At 48.7% G+C, this 22,551-nt stretch carries 20 protein-coding genes; 15 read left to right on the top strand and 5 right to left on the bottom strand.

Annotated features, from left to right (window positions below):
* Positions 1-299: 299 nt before the first annotated feature.
* The 15 genes from nikR (at position 300) to Q0380_RS01310 (ending at position 15,311) form a co-directional block, all read left to right on the top strand.
* The gene (nikR, locus tag Q0380_RS01380) at positions 300-731 is read left to right on the top strand and encodes a nickel-responsive transcriptional regulator NikR (protein ID WP_005870445.1); all 432 of its coding nucleotides are present in this window, start codon (positions 300-302) and stop codon (positions 729-731) included.
* Between the two features lie 747 nt (positions 732-1,478).
* A complete protein-coding gene (hypB, locus tag Q0380_RS01375) occupies positions 1,479-2,321 on the top strand; it encodes a hydrogenase nickel incorporation protein HypB (RefSeq protein ID WP_298959244.1) in 843 nt (280 codons plus the stop codon).
* Entirely contained in the window at positions 2,321-2,602 is a 282-nt protein-coding gene (locus tag Q0380_RS01370) for a HypC/HybG/HupF family hydrogenase formation chaperone (protein ID WP_297901767.1), read from the top strand. Before hypB ends, Q0380_RS01370 begins: the two co-directional genes overlap by 1 nt.
* A 35-nt stretch (positions 2,603-2,637) precedes the next feature.
* A complete protein-coding gene (hypD, locus tag Q0380_RS01365; RefSeq protein ID WP_298959240.1) occupies positions 2,638-3,735 on the top strand; it encodes a hydrogenase formation protein HypD in 1,098 nt (365 codons plus the stop codon).
* A 179-nt stretch (positions 3,736-3,914) separates the two neighbouring features.
* Complete coding sequence (gene hypE / locus Q0380_RS01360; protein WP_298959236.1) at positions 3,915-5,102, top strand: hydrogenase expression/formation protein HypE; 1,188 nt, start codon at positions 3,915-3,917, stop codon at positions 5,100-5,102.
* Between the two features lie 107 nt (positions 5,103-5,209).
* Positions 5,210-5,767, top strand: coding sequence for a hydrogenase maturation nickel metallochaperone HypA (locus Q0380_RS01355; RefSeq protein ID WP_298959234.1), 558 nt, complete (start codon positions 5,210-5,212; stop codon positions 5,765-5,767).
* A gap of 815 nt (positions 5,768-6,582) precedes the next feature.
* Positions 6,583-7,353 (top strand): hypothetical protein, encoded by a 771-nt coding sequence (locus tag Q0380_RS01350; RefSeq protein WP_298959231.1) that lies wholly within the window; start codon positions 6,583-6,585, stop codon positions 7,351-7,353.
* Between the two features lie 250 nt (positions 7,354-7,603).
* Positions 7,604-8,638, top strand: a complete 1,035-nt coding sequence (locus Q0380_RS01345; RefSeq protein ID WP_298959229.1) for an ABC transporter substrate-binding protein — start codon at positions 7,604-7,606, stop codon at positions 8,636-8,638.
* Positions 8,639-8,904: 266 nt separating this feature from the next.
* Positions 8,905-9,951, top strand: coding sequence for an ABC transporter substrate-binding protein (locus tag Q0380_RS01340; RefSeq protein WP_298959227.1), 1,047 nt, complete (start codon positions 8,905-8,907; stop codon positions 9,949-9,951).
* Positions 9,951-10,931, top strand: coding sequence for an iron ABC transporter permease (locus Q0380_RS01335; protein ID WP_298959224.1), 981 nt, complete (start codon positions 9,951-9,953; stop codon positions 10,929-10,931). The genes Q0380_RS01340 and Q0380_RS01335 overlap by 1 nt, the downstream gene beginning before the upstream one ends.
* The gene (locus Q0380_RS01330; RefSeq protein ID WP_298959221.1) at positions 10,915-11,679 is read left to right on the top strand and encodes an ABC transporter ATP-binding protein; all 765 of its coding nucleotides are present in this window, start codon (positions 10,915-10,917) and stop codon (positions 11,677-11,679) included. Before Q0380_RS01335 ends, Q0380_RS01330 begins: the two co-directional genes overlap by 17 nt.
* A gap of 506 nt (positions 11,680-12,185) precedes the next feature.
* Entirely contained in the window at positions 12,186-12,779 is a 594-nt protein-coding gene (locus tag Q0380_RS01325) for a hypothetical protein (RefSeq protein ID WP_298959218.1), read from the top strand.
* Positions 12,780-12,901: 122 nt separating this feature from the next.
* Positions 12,902-13,594: a hypothetical protein gene (locus tag Q0380_RS01320; protein ID WP_298959215.1), complete on the top strand. Its 693-nt coding sequence runs from the start codon at positions 12,902-12,904 to the stop codon at positions 13,592-13,594.
* 109 nt (positions 13,595-13,703) lie between these two features.
* The gene (locus Q0380_RS01315; RefSeq protein WP_298959212.1) at positions 13,704-14,348 is read left to right on the top strand and encodes a hypothetical protein; all 645 of its coding nucleotides are present in this window, start codon (positions 13,704-13,706) and stop codon (positions 14,346-14,348) included.
* Between the two features lie 144 nt (positions 14,349-14,492).
* On the top strand, positions 14,493-15,311 hold the full coding sequence (locus tag Q0380_RS01310) for a hypothetical protein (protein ID WP_298959209.1): 819 nt from the start codon (positions 14,493-14,495) through the stop codon (positions 15,309-15,311).
* Between the two features lie 254 nt (positions 15,312-15,565).
* Here Q0380_RS01310 and Q0380_RS01305 read toward each other — a convergent pair whose 3' ends face one another.
* Genes Q0380_RS01305 through Q0380_RS01285 form a run of 5 tightly spaced genes read right to left on the bottom strand, consistent with a single transcriptional unit; the run spans position 15,566 to position 22,160 of the window.
* On the bottom strand, positions 15,566-16,657 hold the full coding sequence (locus tag Q0380_RS01305; RefSeq protein WP_298959206.1) for an ABC transporter permease: 1,092 nt from the start codon (positions 16,655-16,657) through the stop codon (positions 15,566-15,568).
* A complete protein-coding gene (locus tag Q0380_RS01300; protein WP_298959203.1) occupies positions 16,654-17,760 on the bottom strand; it encodes a hypothetical protein in 1,107 nt (368 codons plus the stop codon). The genes Q0380_RS01305 and Q0380_RS01300 overlap by 4 nt, the downstream gene beginning before the upstream one ends.
* Positions 17,757-19,382 carry an ABC transporter permease gene (locus Q0380_RS01295; RefSeq protein ID WP_298959200.1) on the bottom strand — a complete coding sequence of 542 codons (1,626 nt, stop codon included), beginning with the start codon at positions 19,380-19,382 and terminating at the stop codon, positions 17,757-17,759. The genes Q0380_RS01300 and Q0380_RS01295 overlap by 4 nt, the downstream gene beginning before the upstream one ends.
* Positions 19,379-20,254, bottom strand: coding sequence for a hypothetical protein (locus Q0380_RS01290; protein ID WP_298959197.1), 876 nt, complete (start codon positions 20,252-20,254; stop codon positions 19,379-19,381). Before Q0380_RS01290 ends, Q0380_RS01295 begins: the two co-directional genes overlap by 4 nt.
* Positions 20,241-22,160 carry an ATP-binding cassette domain-containing protein gene (locus Q0380_RS01285; protein ID WP_298959194.1) on the bottom strand — a complete coding sequence of 640 codons (1,920 nt, stop codon included), beginning with the start codon at positions 22,158-22,160 and terminating at the stop codon, positions 20,241-20,243. Before Q0380_RS01285 ends, Q0380_RS01290 begins: the two co-directional genes overlap by 14 nt.
* Positions 22,161-22,551: the final 391 nt, after the last annotated feature.

The raw sequence follows: 22,551 nt of genomic DNA, 5'->3' as shown, positions 1-22,551 counted from the left end.
GATGCAAAATTCCATCGCAGCGCGCAGCGAGATACTGCATAAATCCCAAGCTAAGACGCTATTTAGCGCCTGATTCTTAAAATTTGAGCGCATAGCAATAGAATTTTAATAACGTAGCACCGGTAAATTTCATCGCGCTAGCACTAAAATGCAACGCGAAATCGCGAGCAAAATTTCAAAATACGCAGATGCCTTGGAGCTTTAAATTTTAAAGAATAAGCCAAATTAGCGCAAAATTCTTACTATTTGAGCGAAATTTCGGTAAAATTACGTTCAAAATACGCGAAATATGGGGAGCTATGAAAAAAGAGGAAAAAGAGAGCGCCGTAAGATTTAGCATTTCGCTGCCGACGAAGCTTTTTGAGGATCTCGACGAGATGGTGCGCGCCAAGCAATACCTAAGCCGCAGCGAGTTTATCCGCGATCTCATACGCGAAAAGATGGTCGAGGGCGTACTTCACGGAGATGGCGAGGATGACTGCGTGGGCGTGCTTTGCATCGCTTACGATCATCACCAAAGCGATCTGATCGAGCAGCTCGTAGAGATCGAGCACCACGCAAACGTCACCATCGTCAGCACCAGCCACTTCCACATCGACGAGCGCCACTGCTTCGAGGAAATCACGATGCGGGATAAAATTTCAAAGATCGAGCGGCTTAGCGCCAAAATCGGCGCGCTAAAAGGGGTGAAATTTTCCAAGCTCGTAAAGGCGGTCATCACCGAAGCGTAGGGCTTTTGCACGTTTTTAAAAAACAGCGCGTCGTGCTAAATTTATGCGCCTTTAAATTTAAACGCAGCTGCGGCACGACTTTTGCGAGTTGTGCATCGCGATTCTCGATCGAGTAGCGAATTCGGGCGGCGCGGCTGCGCGGCGCGACAAATAAAATTTGTTTAAATTTACGCGGCAAACGAAAGCGCAAAATTTTAGAAATTTTAATCAAAAAGCATTCTTGCCGCGGGTTTAAATTTACAAACAGGCACGAAACCGGCGCAGCAGCTCGCGACTAAATTTTATAGGCGCCGCTTTCGTGCCGCATTTTCAAAGCCGAGCTAGCGCAAAATCGATATTAAAATGGTCGCCGCATTGATATTTGGCACGCCGGAGAGCACGCGCGAGATTGTAGAGCGCCGGTAAAATCCGCTCGCAAGCCCTAAATTCCGCATTTAATCTTGCGGCAACTTTGTATTGTTTTGAGTCGCTGCAAAGCCGCGCAATACCTAAATTTACGCCGTGCGGCTTTGTAGTCTACAAGCAGGCGATTAAATTTAAAACAGCGTCTTTGCTCGCTAGCTTTAAATTTTGCGTCGAGTCTTCGCAAACAGCGCACGAAATTTAGACGAAAACGGAGCGCGTAAATTTCAATCCTCATTAAATTTCATAAAATTTCGCACTTCGATATAAAATTTATCAAATTTACGCCGTTTAAAGCAAAAACGTGGTATTTTACGCGCAAAATTTATTATCCAAGGAGAAAAAATGTGTAAAGATTGCGGCTGTTCCATAGGCCACACTCACGAAGCGGGCGCCCATTCGCACGCAGATATGACACACGAGCATGTCCATACCCACGCGGACGGCACCGTCCACTCCCACGCTCATATGCACGAAGCGGGGATCGATCACGAGCACGACGCGCACGATCACATCCACGCAAATGCCGCTATTAATGACGCCAAGACGATCGAGGTGATGAGTAAAATTTTAAGCGCCAACGACGAGGAGGCCGCTCACAACAGAGCTCATTTTGACGAGGATAAAATTTTATGCTTAAATTTGATGAGCAGCCCCGGTAGCGGCAAGACGACGCTACTTGAGGCCACTATCAAAAGCGGCAAATTTAAAATCGGCGTCATTGAGGGCGATTTGGAGACTAACCGCGACGCCGATCGCATCATAAAAGCTGGCGCGCAGGCCCATCAGATCAGCACCGGCGAGACCTGCCATCTGGACGCCTTTATGGTTCACGAGGGGCTTCATCATATCGATACTAAAAATTTAGATCTGGTTTTCATAGAAAACGTCGGAAATCTCGTCTGCCCGGCGGCATTTGACGTGGGCGCGCACCTGAACGTGGTGCTTCTAAGCGTGCCCGAGGGCAGCGATAAGATCGCAAAATACCCGGTGATATTTCGCCGCGCAGACTGCGTCGTAATCACTAAAACCGCGCTGCTACCGCATTTTGACTTCGATATGGAGGAGGTGGCGCGCGAAGTGCACAAACTCAATCCGAAAGCCGACGTCATCGCGCTTGATAGCAAAAGCGGCGAGGGCGTGGAGAAATGGCTGAAATTCCTACAATACAAGAAGGAATTTCGTTAATGTGCCTTTCAATCCCTTCAAAAATCATCTCGATCGACGAAAATAATTTCGCCACCGTAGAGACTTTGGGCGTGCGCCGCGGCGTGAGCTTGGATCTGCTCCCTGAGCCCGCGGCGGTCGGGGAGTACGTGCTGATCCACGTAGGCTTTGCGATGGAGAAGATCGATACGCAGCGAGCGAAGGAGAGTATCGAAATTTACGAGCAGATCGCAAAGCAGATGAGGGCGGAAGAGGGCTCTGTGTATGAAAGCATGGAGCCGAGAGCCGGCGCAGAGAATTAAAACGGCTTGCAAACCCGTAAAATTTAAGGTAAATAATGGATCTAATCAAGGATTTTAGGGATAAGGAGCTGATTTTAGCGCTTAGCAAGCTGATAATTTCCAAAAGCAAAAAGCCGTTAAACATTATGGAGATTTGCGGCGGGCACACGCACTCGATCATGAAATTCGGCCTTCCGAGTCTGGTCGGCGAAAATATCAAATTTATCCACGGCCCCGGCTGTCCGGTGTGCGTGATGCCGCGCAGTCGCATCGACGAGGCGATCAAGCTCGCCGCGATGCCGCAGAGTATTTTTTGCACTCTAGCAGACATGCTGCGCGTGCCCGGCTCTCGCACGAGCTTACAGAAGCTGCGCAGCGAGGGGCGCGACATCAGAGCGCTTTATAGCCCGCTTGATTGCATAAAGATCGCGCAGGAAAATCCGCAAAAAACGGTGATATTTTTTGCGATCGGCTTTGAGACGACGACGCCGATGAGCGCCGTGCTGATCGATAAAGCGCTAGGCTTGGGGCTAAAAAATCTCTTTTTTCACATCAACCACGTAACAGTGCCAGCGCCCGTGCGAGCAATCTTAGACGACGCGGATGTGCAGATCGATGCGTTTTTAGGACCTAGCCACGTAAGCGTGATCACCGGCGCGAAGGCCTACGAGAGCATCGCGCGGGATTACAAAAAACCGATCGCCGTAAGCGGATTTGAGCCGCTTGACATAATGGCGGGCGTGTTAAATTTGGTCGAACAGCAAAACGCCGGTACTTACGAGGTTTTCAATGAATACGAGCGCGTCGTAAAAGAGGGCGGCAACCAAAAAGCGCAAAATTTGATAGATAAATATTTTGAAATTTGCGATTTTCCGTGGCGAGGGCTCGGCGAAATTCCAAAAAGCGGCATGAAGTTGCGCCCCCAGTACGCGGCACTGGATGCCAGGGTACAGTTTGATTGCAGCGTACAGAGCGCTCCCGAGAGCAAGGCCTGTATCTGCGGCGAAATTTTGCGCGGCAAAAAAAGTCCCTATGATTGCAAGGTTTTCGGCAAGCACTGCACGCCTCAAAACCCGATAGGATCGTGCATGGTCTCAAGCGAAGGCGCATGCGCGGCGTACTATAAATACGGCGACGTCAAAAACGCGGGCTAAATTTTGCGCGCGGTATCGCAGAGCGTAAATTTTAAAAATAAGTCGTACTTTAAAATTTTAATCGAAGAAAAACGTTGCACTAAATTTGCTTTAAAATTTTGCGCGGCGCCGTAGCGGCACGGCTTGTTCGGCTGCGGAATACGGGCTTATAAATTTAAAATCGAGCGAAAGGGAGAAATTTGAACGAAACTATACTTTTAAGCCACGGCGGCGGCGGCGAGGAGATGAATAAGCTCATCAACGAGACGATCTTTACGGCGTTTGATAATGAAATTTTACGCGCCAACAACGATAGCGCTATACTAAATTTAGACGCCGGGGCGGATTTTGACCGCGTGACGCCGAGCTCTGCTCTGAATTCGGCGGCTAGTTTCGACGGTGAGCTAGCTTTCAGCACCGATAGTTTCGTCGTCACGCCTCTGTTTTTTAACGGCGGCGATATCGGTAAGATCGCCGTTTGCGGTACTGTCAACGACCTTGCGATGGTGGGCGCGAAGCCGCTGTTTTTAAGCTGCGCGCTCATCATCGAGGAGGGGCTTAGCCTGAGCGAGCTGCGACGCATCCTGGACTCGATGGCAAGCACTGCGCGAAGCTGCGGCGTTCGTATCGTTTGCGGCGACACAAAGGTCGTGCCGCGCGGCAAATGCGATAAAATTTTCATCAACACTAGCGGCATCGGCCGTGTTTTACGACCTGCGCGCGTGCAAAACATCAAAGCGGGCGCAAAAATCTTACTTAGCGGCGACATCGGGCGGCACGGGGCGGTGATACTCGCAGCGCGCGACGAGATCGCGCTAAGTAGCGAGCTACAAAGCGACTGCAAACCGCTTTGTAGCGCGGTCGAAAAGCTGATCTTGCAAGGCGTGAAGATCCAGGCGATGCGAGATGCGACGCGCGGCGGGCTCAGCGCAGTTTTGAACGAATTTGCAAGCTCCAGCGGGCTTGAATTTTTGGTTCGCGAAGAAGATATCAAAATCAGCGACGAAGTAGTGGGTGTGTGCGAACTGCTAGGCTTCGAGCCGTATGAGCTTGCAAACGAAGGCACGTTCGTAGCGATCGTAGAAGATGACGCCGAGGCGGATAGGGCGCTTGAGATACTGCGCGAATTTGACGCGAACGCCGCAATCATCGGCGAGGTACGCGAAGTAGGACACGACAAAGGCGAATTTAAGGGCGCTTTGACGCCTAAACTTGGCACGCGGGATGAATCTACGGGCGCGAGCGACGCGGGCGCGGTATCAGAAAATAGGGCGGGGCAATTTCAAACTCCGCATGCGGCAAAAGGGCGAGTGATTTTGCAAAACGCCTACGGCTCGCAGCGATTTCTGGAGCTTCCAAAAGGCGAGCTGCTGCCGCGGATTTGTTAAATTTGCGTGCAAATTTGGCAAATTTAAGCCTAAATTTCAAGCGTATTTTTAAATTTACAATACAATTTCGTATAAATACGGCGCGACCGTAAAATTTAGAGGAAAAAATGCATGAACTATCGATCGTAGCAGATCTTGTGGCGTTATGTGAAAAGGCGCTAAACGCCGAAAAAGCGAAGAAAAAAGGCGCGGCCGAGCAGGGCGATAAAAATAGCTGCGACATCGCCGATACTGCCAATGAAAATACGAATTCCGCGAATACTCACATGGACACCGAGAATACCGAAAATACGGGTGTTGCGGATACGGACTCGAACGGAAAAAACGGTGATTTTTATAAAAATTTGGATGCAAATCCGGAGGCATCTTACGATACATTTGGTTTAAAAAGTCCGCAGATAAGGGAACTGCACGTAAAAATAGGGCGGCTAAGCGGCGTGGAAGCGCATTATTTGCAAAACTGCTATGAAGTCTTTCGCGCAGGCACCGTCTGCGAAAATGCTGATCTCGTCATCCATACCCAAGAGATCGTCGTAAAATGCAAAAACTGCGGTTTTAGCGGAGATTTGACGCAAAACGACTTCTCTTGCCCGCGCTGCAAAAGCTCCGAAATCAGCGTAATCGACGGCGAAGATATGTATCTAATGCGCCTGGTTATTGAATAAAAGAGGGCGTTTTAGGCGAAAACTTCCTATATTTTAATTTTAACTCCTTGCTATAAGCAAAATTTCATTTCCGCCCAATTTAGATATTTTATCCCTATTTCATTCTTGCAATAAATACTATCCATTATCCTGTTGATTTCATTTGAAATCACAAAATTATGAAATGTAAAAATTCTTCTAATAAAAAATCACTAATAAAAACACCAAATGCGTTAAAAATACATGAAATTATTCATATAATTATACGTTAATTTCGTATTAGATTTTTACTTGAAAATTATAGTTTTCAATATAAAATATCTAAGATTATTGGGATCGTAGTATTTTTCATCATTGTTTGTCGCATAATATATAAAGCTTATCGATTTGGCAATGCGAGTTTTCTATGTGATGTGTTGATTAACAATTAATAAATTTGCTTGTTGAATTGAAATTTTAAAACTACTTCGCACTACAATTTTTATTATGCTCTGTTTTGCGTCGGTCCGCAGATTGTTAAATTTGCCCTTTGAGAGCTATAGCCTTTATGACAAAAACGGATCAAATTCTGTCAAATTCCGCACGCGCCCTCCCCTCTGCGCGGCTTTTTGAGCTATCAACAAGCAGGAATTTATTTGATCGCGCCACACCTTTTTTATGCGCGCTGTATTTAATCTCTGCACTCCGCGTCCTTTAAAACTGCCGTCTAAATGTCGCAAAATTCTAAAATCGACGCGAAATTTTAAAATTCAGTAACGCGGGGTTTTTAAATTTATCTAAATTTCAAACCCCGCAAGTATAATCCGCCATAAATTTTAAAAATCCAAAGGTAAAAAATGAAGCGCGGTACTTTAAGCGCCATAAAATTCCGCGGCATAGCCTCTAGCGTTTTATCGATCTGCTGCTACCTGATCATTTGGGCTTGTTGTGAGCTTTTGCACGATATTACGATGAGAGGATTTTTCGCCGCCGCGACCGCAATCGTCGCCGTGATTTTTACTTCGATGAGCTTTAGGCTCTCCGCGACCAAAATGATCTCAGATATCTCCGCTAGCAAAGTCTTTAACGCGTATCGCGCTATGTTTTTTGCCTACGTGATATATGCCGCCTTGCTGGGCGCGATGCTATGCTATTCGCTAAATTATATCGGTCTTGATATCTGGGATTACGCTCTGCAGCAAAACGGCAGCTCCTTCGAAGGAGCCTTTTATTGCGCAATGGGTGCGCTTTATGTAGGCTTGGAGCATATATCCGAGATCGGAAAATCTCAAATCATAGCTCTTTGGAGCACCGCAAATATTATGCTGACACTCATCGTTCTTTGGAAGCGGGTCGCCACGCTATACTTGCTCGGCAAGGCAAGCGGAAGCAAAATTTTCTATCTTTGCGCCGTGATAACTTTAACATGGGAAGCGCTTCTTAAACTTCTTAAAATGCTCGATGTCGATAAGTCGTGGTATAGCAGCGCGCCTGCCCGCTATGCCGCACTTACGGTAATCATTTTATCTGAAATTTTAGAATTTATCGCCTGGATTAGGATTAAAGGAATTTCAGGCGCGGAGCTTTGGAATAAGAATTTATGGACGACACCGCAAAATAGATCATAAAATCCAATCTAAAATTACGTGCGAGCGCTTGAAATTTTACAAATTCCATATCGCACCGCAAATTCTATGCGAAATTCATATGCCGATGTAAATTTTCAAATTCGCCCTACTTTAAAATTTCATCTTTTACCTAAAATTTATCATTAAAAATCTATAATATTTCAAAGTATATTTTCTAAACGCAACTGCCTGAAAAGCACGTAGAATCGGGCGTATTAAGAAGTATATAATCTAAATTAAAGGAAAAAACATGAGTAAGCCTCACTCTTTTGCGCTAGCTCTTGCGCTGTGCGCGAGTTCGCTTTTTGCCGATCGCGTCGTAACCGATCAGCTAGGCCGAGACGTTACGTTACCAGACGAAGTTAAACGCATAGTCGTGCTTCAGCACCAAAGCCTAAATGCGCTAAATGAGCTAAACACGCTGGATAAGGTCGTCGGCGTGCAGGAGTCGTGGGAGAAATCGCTCGGCAAAAACTACATCCGCCTAGCGCCGAGCCTAAAAGATATGCCCACACCGGGCGATCTAAAGGTCATCAACTACGAGGCGGTGCTTAAGCTAAAGCCCGACGTCGTGATCGTCACGAACTACATCCCGCAAGAATACATCGACAAAATGACGGAGCTCAAAATCCCAGTCGTCGCCGTTAGCTTTCAGCGCAGTGATGCCGCTGATAAGGGCAAGCTAAATCCGACCTTCAAAGACGACGAGGCCGCCTACACCGAGGGCTTTTACGACGGGATCGAGCTTCTTGGCAAGGTCGCAAACCGCGAGAAAGAGGCCGCCGAGCTCATAAGCTTCGTCAAAACCTCGCAAGAGCAGCTAAAGGCTAAATTTAGCGACTTTATCGTGGATAAAAGGCCTAAAATTTACATGGCAAATCCCGATCTCACGACCTACGGTAGCGGCAAATACACGGGCATAATGTTTATGCGAGCCGGCGCGCAAAACGTCGCAGCAGAGAGTATCAAGGGCTACAAGCAAGTATCTGCAGAGCAAGTTTTAGCGTGGGCGCCGCAGATGATCTTCGTGCAGGATCGCTACCCTCAGGTGCCCACCGAGCTTAAATCCAACCCTCAGCTTGCAAATTTAAGCGCCGTTAAAGAGGATAAAATTTACATGATGCCCGAATACGCCAAAGCGTGGGGCTATCCGACTGCCGAAGCCATGGCGCTTGGCGAGTGGTGGCTAGCGATGAAGCTCTATCCAACGCACTTTGACGAGGCGGAGTTTGACAAAAAAGTAGAGGAATTTTATCAAAAATTCTACCGCACGAGCTATAAATGAAATTTTCCGCCCTGCTGCTGCTCTGGGTCCTGCTGTTTGCGGTATCGCTGGGCATCGGGCAGTATCCGGTTAGCCTAGAGGAGAAGGGCAAAAATTTTTACTAGCAAAATTCTGCGTAAAATCACAAAATTCTGCCCTACTAAAGCATCTGTAATCCCCCGCGACAAAATGAAATTTATATAAAAATTTATCTGGATTTTATGCCGATCGGCTATAATTCCGCTATTCTAACCCCGCATATTTTGCGGAATTTTCAAGGAGAAAAAATGCTTAAACTTCACTCAATCCTTCTTGGTGCAGCGCTTTGCGCTAGCCTGGCTTTTGCAGATCGCACGATTACCGATCAGCTCGGTCGCAAGGTCACGATCCCGGATCAAGTAAATCGTATCGTCGTGCTACACCACGAAGCGCTCAATGTCTTAAACGAAATCAACGCCCAAGATAAGGTCGTAGGCATCCTAAAAAGCTGGGAGCAACGCCTAGGCAAAGAGTATAATCGTTTGGCGCCGAATTTTAAAAATCTACCTAATCCGGGCGATATCAAAGATGTCAATTACGAAGCTCTGCTTAGTCTAAAGCCCGATGCGGTCGTAGTGGTAAACTACTTTCCTAAAGAATATATCGCTAAAATGGAGGAGTTGAAAATCCCGGTCGTAGGCATTTCATTTTTTAGCTCTGCACAAGAGGAAAAAGCTAAACTAAATCCGACCTTTAAAGATGAGCGCGATAGCTTCGCTGCTTACGATGAAGGCTTTTACGAGGGGGTTAAAATTCTAGGCGAACTAAGCAATCACGAAAAAGATGCCGCTGAGCTGATAGATTTCGTTAAAAAATCGCAAGCTGATTTAAATGCCAAATTTAGCAATTTTATCGTAGATAAAAGACCTAGAGTTTATATGGCAAATCCCGATCTTACGACCTACGGTAGCGGCAAATATACTGGCGTAATGTTAGCAAGAGCGGGCGCGACGAACGTCGCCGCTGCGGATATAAAGGGCTACAAGCAGGTTTCGCCGGAGCAAATTTTAGCATGGAATCCGCAGATTATCTTAGTGCAAAACCGCTATCCTCAAGTACCTGCTGAGCTTAAAGCAAACCCTGCGCTAAAAGGTCTTAGCGCCGTGAAAGAGGATAGAATTTATCTAATGCCCGAATTCGTTAAAGCCTGGGGTCATCCGACTGCCGAAGCAATGGCGCTTGGTGAGGAATGGCTTGCGATGAAACTTTATCCGCAAAATTTTAAGGACGCAAACTTTGATAAAAAAGTAGAGGAATTCTACGAGAAATTTTACCGCGTCAAATATCAAAAATAATGCTAAACGTAATCCTGCTTCTTTTTTGGGTAGTGCTGGCGTTAATCTCGCTCGCTAGTGGGCAGTTTCATATACCGTTAGAAGAAATTTTTAAAATTCTCTTTAGCGGAGGCGGCGATGAAGCCGCCAAAAGTGTGATGATGGATGTTAGAATTCCGCGCATTCTACTCTCCAGCCTTTGCGGTGGAGCGCTTGCTATCGCGGGTTTGAGCTTACAGGCGGTATTTAAAAACCCGCTCGTTGGCCCGCACATCGTAGGCGTTAGCACCGCAGCGGCATTCGGCGGCGCGCTTTGTATTTTGATAGGATTGAGCGGCTTATGGCTTGCGGGGTTTGCATTTTGCTTCGGACTTGCGGCGCTATTTTTACTCTATCTTTTGGCAAAATTCGTAGCACGCGCTGATATTTTCTCACTCATTTTAGCAGGTATAGTCATTAACGGCGTATTTGCCGCACTTACGAGCTTGGTGCAGTATCTAGCAGACGATGAGGAAGTGCTGCCTAATATCGTTTTTTGGCTGTTAGGAAGCTTCGTAAGCGCAGGATATGATAAAGTAATTTTGATGTGCGCGATCGCCCTGCCCGCTTCTGCAGTCTTAATCGCGCTGAGATGGCGGTTTAATCTACTCAGCCTAAATGATGATGATTTGCGCGTGCTAGGCGTGGATGTTAAGTTTCTGCGCTGCACGATCCTAGCGCTTTGCACTGCTCTGATCGCCGTACAAGTTAGCGTCAGCGGAAATATCGGCTGGGTAGGTCTTGTAGTGCCGCACGCTACCAGGCTCATCGCGGGCAGCGACCACGTGAAGTTAATGCCTGCCTGCTTCATTGCAGGAGCGATCTTTATGCTGGCAATCGACGATCTATCTCGCTCGCTAAGTAGCGCCGAAATTCCTTTAGGAATTCTATCCGCTCTCATCGGAAGCCCGATCTTTGCCCTACTTCTAAAAAGGAGTGCCAAAAATGCAAAATCTAATTGAGGTAAAAAATGCTGGCTTTTACTACGAGGCGGAAAAATTCTGCTTTCGCAACTTAAACTTCGAGCTTGCCAGCTCTCAAACATTAGCGATTTTGGGCTTAAACGGGCAAGGCAAAAGTACGCTAATGTCGTGTATGATGGGGATTTTGCAGCCTAAAGAAGGCGAGATCGTACGCAAGGCAAAATTTGCTTTCTTGCCTCAAAGCTTTAACGTCGCGTTTGATTACAGCGTGCTTGACATCGTACTGATGGGGCGGGTACGCGAGATCTCGCTCTTTTCAAAACCGGGCAAAAAGGATATTCAAATCTGCCTTGATGCTCTGGAAACGCTAGGCGTCGCCCATCTGCAAAAGCGCAGCTTTAACGCCCTTAGCGGCGGGCAGAGGCAGCTCGTGCTCTTTGCTAGAGCCCTAGCTAGCGGCAGCGACGTGCTGTTTTTGGACGAGCCTGCCAGCGCGCTTGATATCAAAAACCAAGACCGCGTGCTAAGCCTCATCGCAAATCTACGCTCAAATAGCGATGCGAGCATAGTTTTTACCACCCACCAGCCTAACCACGCCCTCGCAGTCGCCGATCGCACACTGATCTTGCGAAATGATCTTAGCTACAACTACGGCGCAAGCAACGAAATTTTAACCGAAGCCGCGCTTAGCTCGCTCTACGGCGTACAGATCAAAACGGCGGAATTTGACGTTGCAGGCGAGCAAATCCCCAGCATCACGCAAATTTTCAGCGCGCAGGTGAGATAGGTGCGAGCGGCGCGACAAAGCAATTCATCAATCGTCGAGAAATTTTAAATCGCGGGATTTTGTCTTGAAATGTCGCTTTAAAATTTGGATCTAAATTTCATAACGGAATTTCGCTTTAAAATTTCGTAATAAAGTTTTGTTTTAGAATTCCTGCCTGGGATTTCATGGCGGAATTCTGCCTTGCAAATTTGCAAAATTTTGCTCTAGAATTTCACGGCGAATTCTATTCGACATCGCGCTAATTTTTAAATCCTGCTATGAAAGTATGCTATCGCTTGAAATTTGAAATTCCGCCGAGAAATTCTACCTGCAAACCCGTAGCCAAAATTCCGTTTAAAATCCCGTGGCGGAATTTTATTCTCGCTCTGGTAGAATTCCTGGAATTCCGAAATTCCGCAGTCTGCAAGCTTACCGCAACGAAATTTTAAAATTTTAAATTTAGCTATTTAATTCCTGCTTTACATCGATTTATGTATACTTCGGGATAAATTTTAAAAAGGCTTATTATGCAAAATCTCGTATCTCAAGCAAGAAAAGAGGGAATGATTAGCACCGGCATCGATCTGTTTTTAGCGGCGGTGCCTGCGACTTTAGTTGCGCTAGATATTGCTACGGGCGATATGCTAGGGCTTAGCACCAACAAGACGGCTACCTATATCACTGGCGGAATTATTTTTGCTATTTTTTGTGTTTCGGTATTTTTCAGGCTAAGAGCGCTCCGCAAAATTTCGGCGCTTAGCGGCATAAAAGCGATGGTGCTTTACCGCAACTGCGTAATTGTCTGTATCTGTGTCATTGCCATAACAAGCATCTTTTTATCGATTCCTTTATCGATCTCATACAAGCATTTGGCAATGATATTGTGCATTTTGATAGCGTTTGCAGGCGCAATCTACATAATAGTAGCGTGGTTTTGCATAAATTTTGCTCTAGCGCGCGTAAGCGGCGTGGGGATCTTTGAGACATATGTGTGGCTCTGCGTCATCCTTTTTTCGTTAAATGCACTATACCATTTGATATTCCCCATAACCCTCACAATAACTAGCATCGTGCACCTGCTAGCCTGGAGCAAGATAGAAAACATAAGCGTAAACGTTTAAAATTTCGCAAATATCTTGTCGCGAATATCTTGTCGCGATAGAATTCCGATTTTTGCGATTTAATCCGTGTTTTATGTTTGTTTATATATACTTCGGGTCAAATTTTTAAAAAGGGTTTATATATGCAATTCATTGTATCTCAAGCAAGAAAAGAGGGGATGATCAGCACCGGCATCGATCTGTTTTTGGCGGCGCTACCAGCGGTTTTTATCGTAGTAGGATATATCTCTTATAACGAGCCCAAGTTTGTGGGTGACGAAATAAATTATATCGCTAGCGGAATTTTGATCGCTTTTATTTGTGTTTCAGCATTTCTCAGATTGCAGGCACTCCAAAAAATTTCAGCGCTTAGCGGCATAAAAGCAGCGACGCTTTACCGCAACTGCATAATAATCTGCGTCTGCTTTTTTGCGCTAGCGCTTGTGCTTAATTACCTTTATCCGAAGGAGCCTGACGCAGACGGCGGGCAGAGTGATAGTCCATTTGCGGCGATATTTGGACTAGCGCTTTTCGTAGGCGTTATTTACATAATCGTCGCATGGTTTCGCATAAATTTTTCGCTTGCACGCGTAAGCGGCGTAAGTACCTTTCGGACTTATGTGTGGCTCTGTGTGGGGCTTTTTGTGCTAAACATACTATGTAACGCAGCGATTCTTGCTATAGCCATTTCCGAGCCACGGACCGAGCAGGTTTCAGCTTTGGCTATTGCCGTCGTAATGCTTAAACTGTTCCTGCCGTTTGTCGCTCTTGTGATAACTAGCATCGTGCACCTGCTAGCCTGGAGCAAGATAGAAAAGATAAGCGCAGAGGTTTAAAATTTAGCAAACCTCTTGTCATGATAAAATTTCGCTCTTTTCGGTTTGATTAGCGTTTTACATCTGCTTTTTGCATATTGAAATAAATTTTTAAAAGGAGTTATACGACGTGCAAGACACCGTATCTCAGGCAAGAAAAAATGGGATGATCAGCACCGGCATTGATCTGCTTTTGGCGGTGGCGCTCGCGGTTTTTAAAGCAATAGGTCTTGCTTCCGGCGGAATGTTCTTGATAGTCAGCGGAATTTTTATCGCTCTTATCTGTTTCTCGGTGATTTATAGGCTAAGAGCGCTCCGCAAAATTTCAAAGCTTAGCGGCATAAAAGCGGCGGCGCTTTACCGCAACTGCGTAATTCTCTGCATCTGCTTCGTGGCGCTTTTATTATTTTATCCAGCAGGTTGTTATAGAGAAGCAACGATGAAAGAGATGATAGAAGAAACTATATGGAATTTAGCGGTGCCCGCAGCCGCAATCTACATAATCGTAGCGTGGCTTCGCATAAATTTTTCGCTTGCGCGCATAAGCGGCGTGATGATATTTCGGATCTACGTGTGGCTCTGCATCTTCTTTTTCGCGCTAAATTGGCTATGTGGCGCAGGGCCCTTCGGTTTGGCTGCCTCCAAGCCGCAAATTGGCGATTCCGATGCGGTTTTAATTATCGCGTCATTGAAGGAATTTTTACCGTTTGCTGCCTTGATAATAACTAGCATCGTGCACCTGCTAGCCTGGAGCAAGATAGAAAAGCTCGCCTAAGTAGGAGCGGCTTTCGTTTTGCAGCGATCGCGCGCTTTTGCAAGTCTAAACCGCAACGTCCAAGCCGCGCCATCCGGCACAGCGTCGCCGCACGCAGCAAAGCCGCAAGATAGCGCGTAAATTTAGAAAATTCAAAGGATAAAAATGAAAGAAATTTCAAAGCAAGGTCTGCTTCGCAAAGCGAAATTCCGCGGAGTTTTAGGTGCCGTGATTTTGCTAGGCATCGGCGTAAGCGGCACGGTGGGCGTAAGCAGCATAGACGAGGACGCGGTCGCGATTTTTAGAGTTTTAGCGCTACTAGCGACGCTAGCGATATTTTACGACTGCTTCGTTTGCCTAGAAAAGGCGCTAGGCGTGCGCTTCGTTAAGACCTATAGGCTAATAGAAAGCATCCCAATCGTCGCTATTTTGTGCTACTGCGCCATGGTAATAGCGCTAAAAGAGGGCGCGATGCTAGGTCTACTCTACACCCTGCTCTACGTCCTTTCGACGTGCGCGGCAGTGATAATCTGGGGCGTATTAAACTGCCGCCTAGCCACACTTAGCGGCGTGGATTTATTTAAAATCTACGGCATAGTGGTGTCCGTGGCATGGCCCTGCGAAGCGGTATTGGGCGCGCTAGCTAAAATAGGCGTAATCCTCGCTCTGCCGTATCTAATCGCAGCGTCGCTGGTAACGGCGTTTTCGGGGATTTTGCTAATCATAGCGTGGATAAAATTCAACCCCGCAAGGTTATGCGGCGCGGAAAATTCTAGCGAGCTTGACGGCGCCAAGCTAGGCGCGGACGGCAAAAAACTGAGCATTTACAGCAAACTCGCCACTTTTAAGAAATCGGACGCGGATGATACGAAAAAGCCCGCTTCCAAGGCGAGTGCAGATACCGCAAAAATGCCTGCTTCAGCAGTGAGCGCAGATGATACGACTGCCGCAAGACGCCCGGGCAACCCCGGATTTAAATTCTAACTCTATTCGCAAGATAGAATTTCGCAAAATTTTTAAAATTTAAGGCGCGGAATTTTATCGCGACGCGCGGCGCATCGAGCGGAAACGCGGAATTTTGATTTAATTTTATCCGCTACGAACGCGCAAAATTTAGGGCAAAATTCCAAGCCGAAATTCCGCGATCAATTTAAAATTTTAAGCAGAAGTTCACGACGAAGCAAAATCCAAGCCGAAATTCCAGCCAAAATTCTAAACTAAAATTCCGATCTAAATCCCTAATCCAGCTTATTTCTAAAAAGCGACGCCGCAAAGCTCAACGTGCCAAGCCCGATCAGCAGCAGCGGCACGATGAGATGCCACAGCTCGCCTAGGCTCGCGCCCTCCAGATAGATCCGCCACATGCAGTTGTTGGCATAATACATCGGATCGAGGTGCGCGATGTAGTAAAACCACCGCGGCATCGCGTCCGCAGGCGTTATCAGCCCGCTTATCATAATGCACGGCAGCAGGAACAAAAACGAGCTAACGACCGATTGCAGCGAGGTTTTGCAGACGGTCGAGATCACGAGGCCGATGCCTACGTTGCAAGCGCTAAAGATCGCAATGATCGCAAAAAGATCTGCAAAGCGCCCTCGAAACGGAATTTCAAAGTAAAATACGCAGATCAAAAACAGCGCGAGCCCCTGCGCGATCGCGATCAGCACGGGCGGCACTGCTTTGCCGATTAGCATCTCAAGCGGGTTTGCAGGCGTCATCAGCATCATATCAAAGCTGCCCTCCTCGCGCTCGCGGGAGACGCTAAACGCCGATAGCATCAGCACCTGAATCATCGAAAGCCCCAAAATCATCCCCGTCATGATCGTGTAGCGCGTGATCGTGTTTTCGTTAAAAACATAGCGCGGATTTATGCTGATTAAATTAACAAAATGCTGCGAGTTGTATTCCCCCGCTATGGCCTGCACGAAGCCGATGACGGTGTTTGCCAAGGTCGTATTGCGCGAATCTGCGATGATCAAAAGCTCATGCGTGCTCGCAAAATCGCCGCCGAAATAGATCCCGATGATCGCCTCGCCCTCGCTTACCGCGCGGCGCAGGCAGGTTAGGTCTTTGCAGCCAAGTTCGGTCTTAAACATCGGCGTAGCGGCGATGCTCTGCACCAGCGCGGTGGACGTCGCATCGCGGGCATCGTCCAAAATCGCGTAGCGCACCTGCTCGGGGGTGAAATTCGCGCCGTAGCCGAATATGATCGCCTGCACTAGCACCGGCACGATCAACACCATTCGCGTGCCCTTGTCGCGAAACATCGCCAAAAATTCCTTTTTTATCAGCGCGCGAATTCGAAGCAGGGATTTTCGCAGAGCGTTCATCGCGCGCTCCTTTCAAATTTAGCGGCACCTTTAAATTTAGCGCCATTTTCAAATTTAGCAGCGCGTGCGTGCGGCGCGGAATTTAAAGCGAAATTTAAACGCACTGCGGGCGCCGATTTAATTTTGCGTGGCGCGGGCGTAAATTTTAAAATTTCAGATCTATTGCGTGGCAGCTCGGGCGAAAATTTTAAAAGCGTGAGTTTAAATTTACGTGGCGACAAGGAGCTAGAATTTAAAAGCTCTGCCGCTTGCTTTTGCGACTCGAAGCGGCGTTTTAAGCGCTCTGCGGCGCTAAATTTTAAAATTTCAAACCCGCGCCCAACCGCCGCTTGCAAGCCGAAGCGTCTCGTGCCTAGAAATTTTAAAAATTTCATCGCATGCCTCTTTTGGGCGCAAAATTTCATTCTTTTCACTCCCTGTGAAATCAAAGTATTCGTCGCTCGCCCTACTTCATAGCGCGAAATTTTACCGCTTGTGGCTCGGATCAAAGCGGGGTATTTATGCAAGCAAACGGCGTAAATTTCGCTACTCCACGCTTCGTAGTTACGCCGTGCAGCTGCGCTGCAAAGCTGCATCGTAAAGCGCGATTTAAAATTTAAAAGTGCGCTCGTGAGGCTAAATTTACTAAAATTTTCCGCGCGCGCCGTTTTGTAGCCGTGCCGTACGGCTGCGCTACGAAGTCGCACTATGCGGCGCTGCGCGGAATCCAAACTGCTCACATGATCAAACTTAACCGCGCGCCGTTTTTCTGTCGCGTCGTGCGTATGCTGCGAAATAAGCCGTGCCGCACGCCCCGCTTCGGCTTTATCTGCGCTCGGCAAAGTACGACGCGGAGCACGCAGCGGCTCACAAACAAGCTTTAAAATTTTAAATCCATTCCGCGATATGAAATTTTGCGCTGTATCCGCAAGACGCGTTAAAGCAAGCGTAAATTTTAAAATTTCAGATCCATTGCGCGGCGGCGCGGGCGTTAAATTTAAAAGCTCCGCTGCCTGTTTATGCGAGCCAAAATGCCTCACGCTAAGAAATTTTAAAATTTCAAATCTACGCTCCGCCGCCCGCAAACCAAAGCGTCTCGCGCCTAGAAATTCTAAAAATTTCATCGTGCGCCCCTTTTTACGCTAAGCACGCACAAGCTGAAAAACAAAACCGCTCCGAGCGCCTGAATGGCGAGGTTTACCCACAGCGTCGCGCTCTGTCCGCCCGAGAGGAAGCAGATGCGAAAGGACTCGACCGCGTATGTGGGCGGCAGCAGGTGCCCGATGAAGTTGACCGCCGCGGGCAGTCCGCGCAGATCAAATATCATGCCGCTAAGTAGCGTAACGGGCAGGTAGCCGATGACGATGGCGTATTCCTGCGCTAGGAATTGATTTTTGCAGATCGCCGATATCAGCATGCCTAGGCAGGTCATCTCCAGCACGAAGACGCAAAGCGTCGCCAGCAGCATCGCTACGCTGCCGCGGATCGGGATGCCCAAAAGCACCTGCCCGTAAACGAGCGTCATCGCGCCGCCCAAAAGCGCTAGGAAATAATACGCGCCGACCTTGGCAGTGACGATCTCAAGCGCGCTTGCGTTGGAGTTGTAAAGCGAGGCGATCGTGCCGCGGTCCCATTCGCGCGAGATCACGACCGCGACCATAAATAGGCAGATGAGCCCCAAAATCCCCACGTACTCGGCAGATACGAGATACCACGTCGATTCGTTGGCTTCGTTGAACCAGCTGCGATAATTCACGCTGACGGGCTTTGCTGCGGCGTTTAAATTTGCGTTTAAAAAGCCGTAATCTTGCGCCAAAACCTGCTCGATTACGCCTGCAACGTAAACATAGCTAAGAAGCGCGAGCTGCGACTGCGTGGCGTTTTGGATAAGAAAAATTTCGGCACCGTCTTTGTCTGAGTTGCTCGCGCCGCCTGCACTACTTGAGCTGCCGCCTGTACCACTTACTCCGCCGCCGTTATTTGCAGCGTCGCTTGCACTATCCGCGCCGTTAGCGGAGGGGCTCGCATTGACGCCGCCGCCCGTATTTTGAATATCGCCTGCGCCGTCGATAAAACCAGCATTCGTATCGCCCACGCCGCCGATTAAATTTACGCTGCCTTGATTTACGTCTATGTCGCCTGCACTGCCGCCGGAATCTACTCCACTGCCGTCGCCAAAAGAGTACGCGTTACCGCCTGCGCCGTTGCCGTATGAACCCTCGCCGCTTGCGCCGCCCACAGAGGCGTTTATGCCGCTTTCCCTGCCGGTGCCCGCGCCGCTGTCCTCAAGCGGACGGATATTTTCGGCGCCGCTCGTATTTTGGATACCGCTTGCGCCGCCCGCGGAGGAGCTTTCGTCGCTAGAAAGGTTTAAATTTACGCCGCCGCCCGCGCCGCCGAGTCCGCCCAAAGTGCTTTGAAATTTCGCCGCAAAGCGCGGATCAAAATACAAAATGCTCTCGATCTCGTGCGCCTTAAAATCTCTCCTCGCGCTCTCTAAATCCGTATAGACGCGGGTTTGCAGGTATTTTGAGCCCAAAAATCCGCCGAGCAGATCCCGCTCGATTTTGGAGCCCAGATCGCTTACGAAGCCCACTTTGACGGGCTTTATGTCCATCCGCATCGCGTATCCGTAGATCACGACCAAAATTAACGGCATCAAAAACGCGATCACAAGCGCCGATCGGTCCTTTGCGATCTGCGCGAACTCCTTTTTTACGAGGATTTTTAAAAAGGTAAAGTTCATCCGCCCTGCCCCTGTGCTCGGATTTTACGACACTGCGCCGCTCGCGACGAGCTCCCGAATTTTAATCGCGCAAATTCAGCGACCGCATTTTGAAATTTTAACCGCGTGAACGCATTTGGCGAGCCCCTAAATTTTAATTGCAAAAGCGCGGCAACCGAGATTTGAAATTTTAGCAGTGCAGACGGACTGCTCGTGCCTATTTCGCTCATCGCGCCCACAAATTTTAATCGCTTGATCGCATACGGCGGGCTTTGAAATTTTAAGCGGTTGCGCGGCACGGTCTCGCCGCGAGATTTTTGACGCAAAAGCTCTACGGCAGCGGACCCGCGATGAAATTCTCGCATCGGGGTTTTAAATTTACAAGCCACTCGCAGACTGACCGCTATTTTAAATTTGCGATCTGTTTGCAGAGCGGTCGCCCTTTTAAATTTATAATCCGCTTGCGAGCCGCTCGTGCTTTGAAATTTATGGAGCAGACAAAGTGAGCTTGCTTCTGTGTAGAGCTCGCACAGTACCCGTCTACTAAATCGGCGCCCTGTCCCGCCGCGCGACATTCGGTTTAGAACCTCGGCGCCGCGCAAAATTTTACGATCGTTTAAAATTCCTACACCCTTTAAAATTTCGCAACCTTTCAAAATTTTATTATCGATCCAAAATTTGCCGCCGTTTAAAATTCCGCCGCTTAGAATTTTACCGACGCCCAAAGCCCGGTCGCTCAAAATTCCGCCGTCGTTTGAAATTTCATCGCCCCGCAAGAGCTTTTCGCCGCTTGAAATTTTATCGCGCAGGCGCGCAGCTTTTCGCCAGGTCCGCATAAAATTCGGATCAAAAATCTTCGCCGCTCGCGCGAAATTTAGATCAAAAGCCCTCATCGCCCGCCTCGCTTCTAAATTTTTGCACCTCGTTTATGAAGGCTTGCTGCACGCTAAGCCGCCGCCCGTGCTGTACGCAGACCTCGTCGGGGCTACCTAGCGCCAGGATTTTGCCGCGATCTTGGATCAAAAACCGATCGCAATACTCCGCCTCCTCCATAAAATGCGTCGTCACGACCACGCTCACGCCGGTGCGCGCCAGCGCATTTATGCGGTTCCAAAAGAGCCTGCGCGAGAGTGGATCGGCGCCGCTGGTGGCCTCGTCGAGAAACAAAATCTCGGGGCGGTGGATGAGCGCGCACGCCATCGAAAGGTTGCGCCCCGCGCCAAAGGGCAGGTTTTGCCACGTCTCGTTTCGCAGCCGCTGCAAGCCAAACTCGCTCAAAAGCTCCTCTATGCGCCGCTTCAGCGCCATGCCGCCGATGCCGTAGCTGCGGCCGAAATACTCTAAATTTTGATAGCAGCTTAGCTTTTTATAAAGCGAAAATTTCTGCGAGACGTAGCCGATGCGCGATCTAATCGATGATTTGGCGTAGCGCAGATCCTCACCCATGACCGAGATCTCGCCCCCGCTCATCCCCAAAAGCGCGCAGATCATGCGAAAGGTCGTCGTTTTGCCCGCGCCGTTTGGGCCCAGAAGGCCGAAAATCTCGCCCTTTTTGACCTCGAAACTCGTATTTTCCACGGCGGTGAATGAGCCGAATTTTTTACTCACGTCGCGCACTTTGATGACGGTTTGCGCCGCATCGAAGCTCCTTTTTTCGTAGCCGAAATTTGCTGCGCCGATCTCTGCTTTGTTTAGAAAAATATACGCATCCTCTAGGCTCGCCTCGCGCGGGCTCAGTTTAAATTTCGCGCCCCCGTTTTCTTTAACTTTAGCGTCTCCGCTTTCGTTAAATTTAACGTCTCCGCTTTCGTTTGAAATTTTAAAATTTTCGCCGCGCCCGTTTTCGGGATACGTGCCTTTGTCGCCTACATTTTCGCGCTCTGTATTTTCGCCGCCGCTGTTTTCGTCGCTACCGCTTAGGCTCGCGTTTAAAAACTCCTGCAGATCGCGCAGGCTTATCGGCTCTTCGCTTAGCAGATCGACGCTGCCGTCTCTGGGGCAGATGTCGATGAGCGGGGAATTTTTTAAAAATCTTTGCGTCTTAAACATCAAGCGGCGCGCCAGGCTCTGATAATCCTCGCTGCATATGCGAAAGGTGCGATCCCGCAGCGCCGCGGTGATCTTTGCAGCGCGCTCCTGCGCTATGATCTTGCCGCCGAGTAAGATCAGCGTCAGATCGGCATCCGCCGCCTCGTCGAAATACGCCGTCGAAAATATGCATTTCGCGCCGCTTTGATCCAGATACTCGCGCACGATCGCCCACAGCTCGCTGCGTGAGAGCGGATCGACGCCGACGGTGGGCTCATCGAGCACCAAAAGCCGCGGCCGAGCTGCGATAGCGCACGCAACGCCAAGCTTTTGTTTCATTCCGCCGGAGAGCGAATCCACGGCGTAATCTTTAAATTTCAAAAGCCCCACGCGGCGCAAAAGCCCGCGCAGATACTCCTCGCCGTCTTTTAGATCGAGCCCTTTTAGGCCCGCGAAGATGTTTAAATTTTGCCAGACGCTAAGCTCCTCGTAAAGCCCCAAGCTCTGCGACATATAGCCGTTTGCGCGGACGAATTCTTTATTTTCGCCGCTAGGGGTGAAGCCGGCAAATTTTATCTCGCCGCAATCGGGCGCGATGATGCCGCAGATGAGCTTTAAAAGCGTGGATTTGCCCGCGCCGTCGGGGCCCGTGAGGCTGATGAGCCGCGGCGAGGCGCCAATTCGCAGATCGAAATTTTCAAAAACGACGTTTTTGCTGCGATCCTCTCGCAGGTAAAATTTCTTTAAATTTACGATATTTAGTAGATCCAAGCCTAGCTCCAAATTTTATTTACTCGCCCCGACGCTTGGCGCGACGAACGAGACCTATGCACGCCGAAAAGGCGTTCTTTATCGCGACGCCTTGCTTCTGCAGCCGCCGAGACGTCTTGATTTCGCAGCCGCTACGGCGTCTTAGTTTTGTGACAGCCGCGGCATCTTGGTTTTACAACCGACGCGCGTCAAACAATTTCGCCCAAACCTCGCATAAATTCGACGCAACTTACCGCAAGCGCGCGAAACTAAGCCCTATCGCGTCTGGGCGCCCTGCAATCGCCCGCTCGAATTCGAGTACCCGCACGATCGGCGTTGCTTACGGCTCGCGCCGAATATTCCGCGCGCCGCCCGATCCGTCTTGAGCGCGTGCATATCGCATCGGCTAGCC

It is taken from the genome of uncultured Campylobacter sp., assembly GCF_937959485.1.
Classification (GTDB): Bacteria; Campylobacterota; Campylobacteria; order Campylobacterales; family Campylobacteraceae; genus Campylobacter_B.
This window is presented reverse-complemented; position numbering and strand designations above follow the sequence as displayed.

What these genes read in the sequence shown, in the direction of transcription:
- nikR (WP_005870445.1), top strand. Translation starts at nt 300, where the DNA reads ATGAAAAAAGAGGAAAAAGAGAGCGCCGTAAGATTTAGCATTTCGCTG.
- hypB (WP_298959244.1), top strand. Translation starts at nt 1,479, where the DNA reads ATGTGTAAAGATTGCGGCTGTTCCATAGGCCACACTCACGAAGCGGGC.
- Q0380_RS01370 (WP_297901767.1), top strand. Translation starts at nt 2,321, where the DNA reads ATGTGCCTTTCAATCCCTTCAAAAATCATCTCGATCGACGAAAATAAT.
- hypD (WP_298959240.1), top strand. Translation starts at nt 2,638, where the DNA reads ATGGATCTAATCAAGGATTTTAGGGATAAGGAGCTGATTTTAGCGCTT.
- Q0380_RS01355 (WP_298959234.1), top strand. Translation starts at nt 5,210, where the DNA reads ATGCATGAACTATCGATCGTAGCAGATCTTGTGGCGTTATGTGAAAAG.
- Q0380_RS01350 (WP_298959231.1), top strand. Translation starts at nt 6,583, where the DNA reads ATGAAGCGCGGTACTTTAAGCGCCATAAAATTCCGCGGCATAGCCTCT.
- Q0380_RS01345 (WP_298959229.1), top strand. Translation starts at nt 7,604, where the DNA reads ATGAGTAAGCCTCACTCTTTTGCGCTAGCTCTTGCGCTGTGCGCGAGT.
- Q0380_RS01340 (WP_298959227.1), top strand. Translation starts at nt 8,905, where the DNA reads ATGCTTAAACTTCACTCAATCCTTCTTGGTGCAGCGCTTTGCGCTAGC.
- Q0380_RS01335 (WP_298959224.1), top strand. Translation starts at nt 9,951, where the DNA reads ATGCTAAACGTAATCCTGCTTCTTTTTTGGGTAGTGCTGGCGTTAATC.
- Q0380_RS01330 (WP_298959221.1), top strand. Translation starts at nt 10,915, where the DNA reads ATGCAAAATCTAATTGAGGTAAAAAATGCTGGCTTTTACTACGAGGCG.
- Q0380_RS01325 (WP_298959218.1), top strand. Translation starts at nt 12,186, where the DNA reads ATGCAAAATCTCGTATCTCAAGCAAGAAAAGAGGGAATGATTAGCACC.
- Q0380_RS01320 (WP_298959215.1), top strand. Translation starts at nt 12,902, where the DNA reads ATGCAATTCATTGTATCTCAAGCAAGAAAAGAGGGGATGATCAGCACC.
- Q0380_RS01310 (WP_298959209.1), top strand. Translation starts at nt 14,493, where the DNA reads ATGAAAGAAATTTCAAAGCAAGGTCTGCTTCGCAAAGCGAAATTCCGC.
- Q0380_RS01305 (WP_298959206.1), bottom strand. Translation starts at nt 16,657, where the DNA reads ATGAACGCTCTGCGAAAATCCCTGCTTCGAATTCGCGCGCTGATAAAA.
- Q0380_RS01300 (WP_298959203.1), bottom strand. Translation starts at nt 17,760, where the DNA reads ATGAAATTTTTAGAATTTCTAGGCGCGAGACGCTTTGGTTTGCGGGCG.
- Q0380_RS01295 (WP_298959200.1), bottom strand. Translation starts at nt 19,382, where the DNA reads ATGAACTTTACCTTTTTAAAAATCCTCGTAAAAAAGGAGTTCGCGCAG.
- Q0380_RS01290 (WP_298959197.1), bottom strand. Translation starts at nt 20,254, where the DNA reads ATGAGGGCTTTTGATCTAAATTTCGCGCGAGCGGCGAAGATTTTTGAT.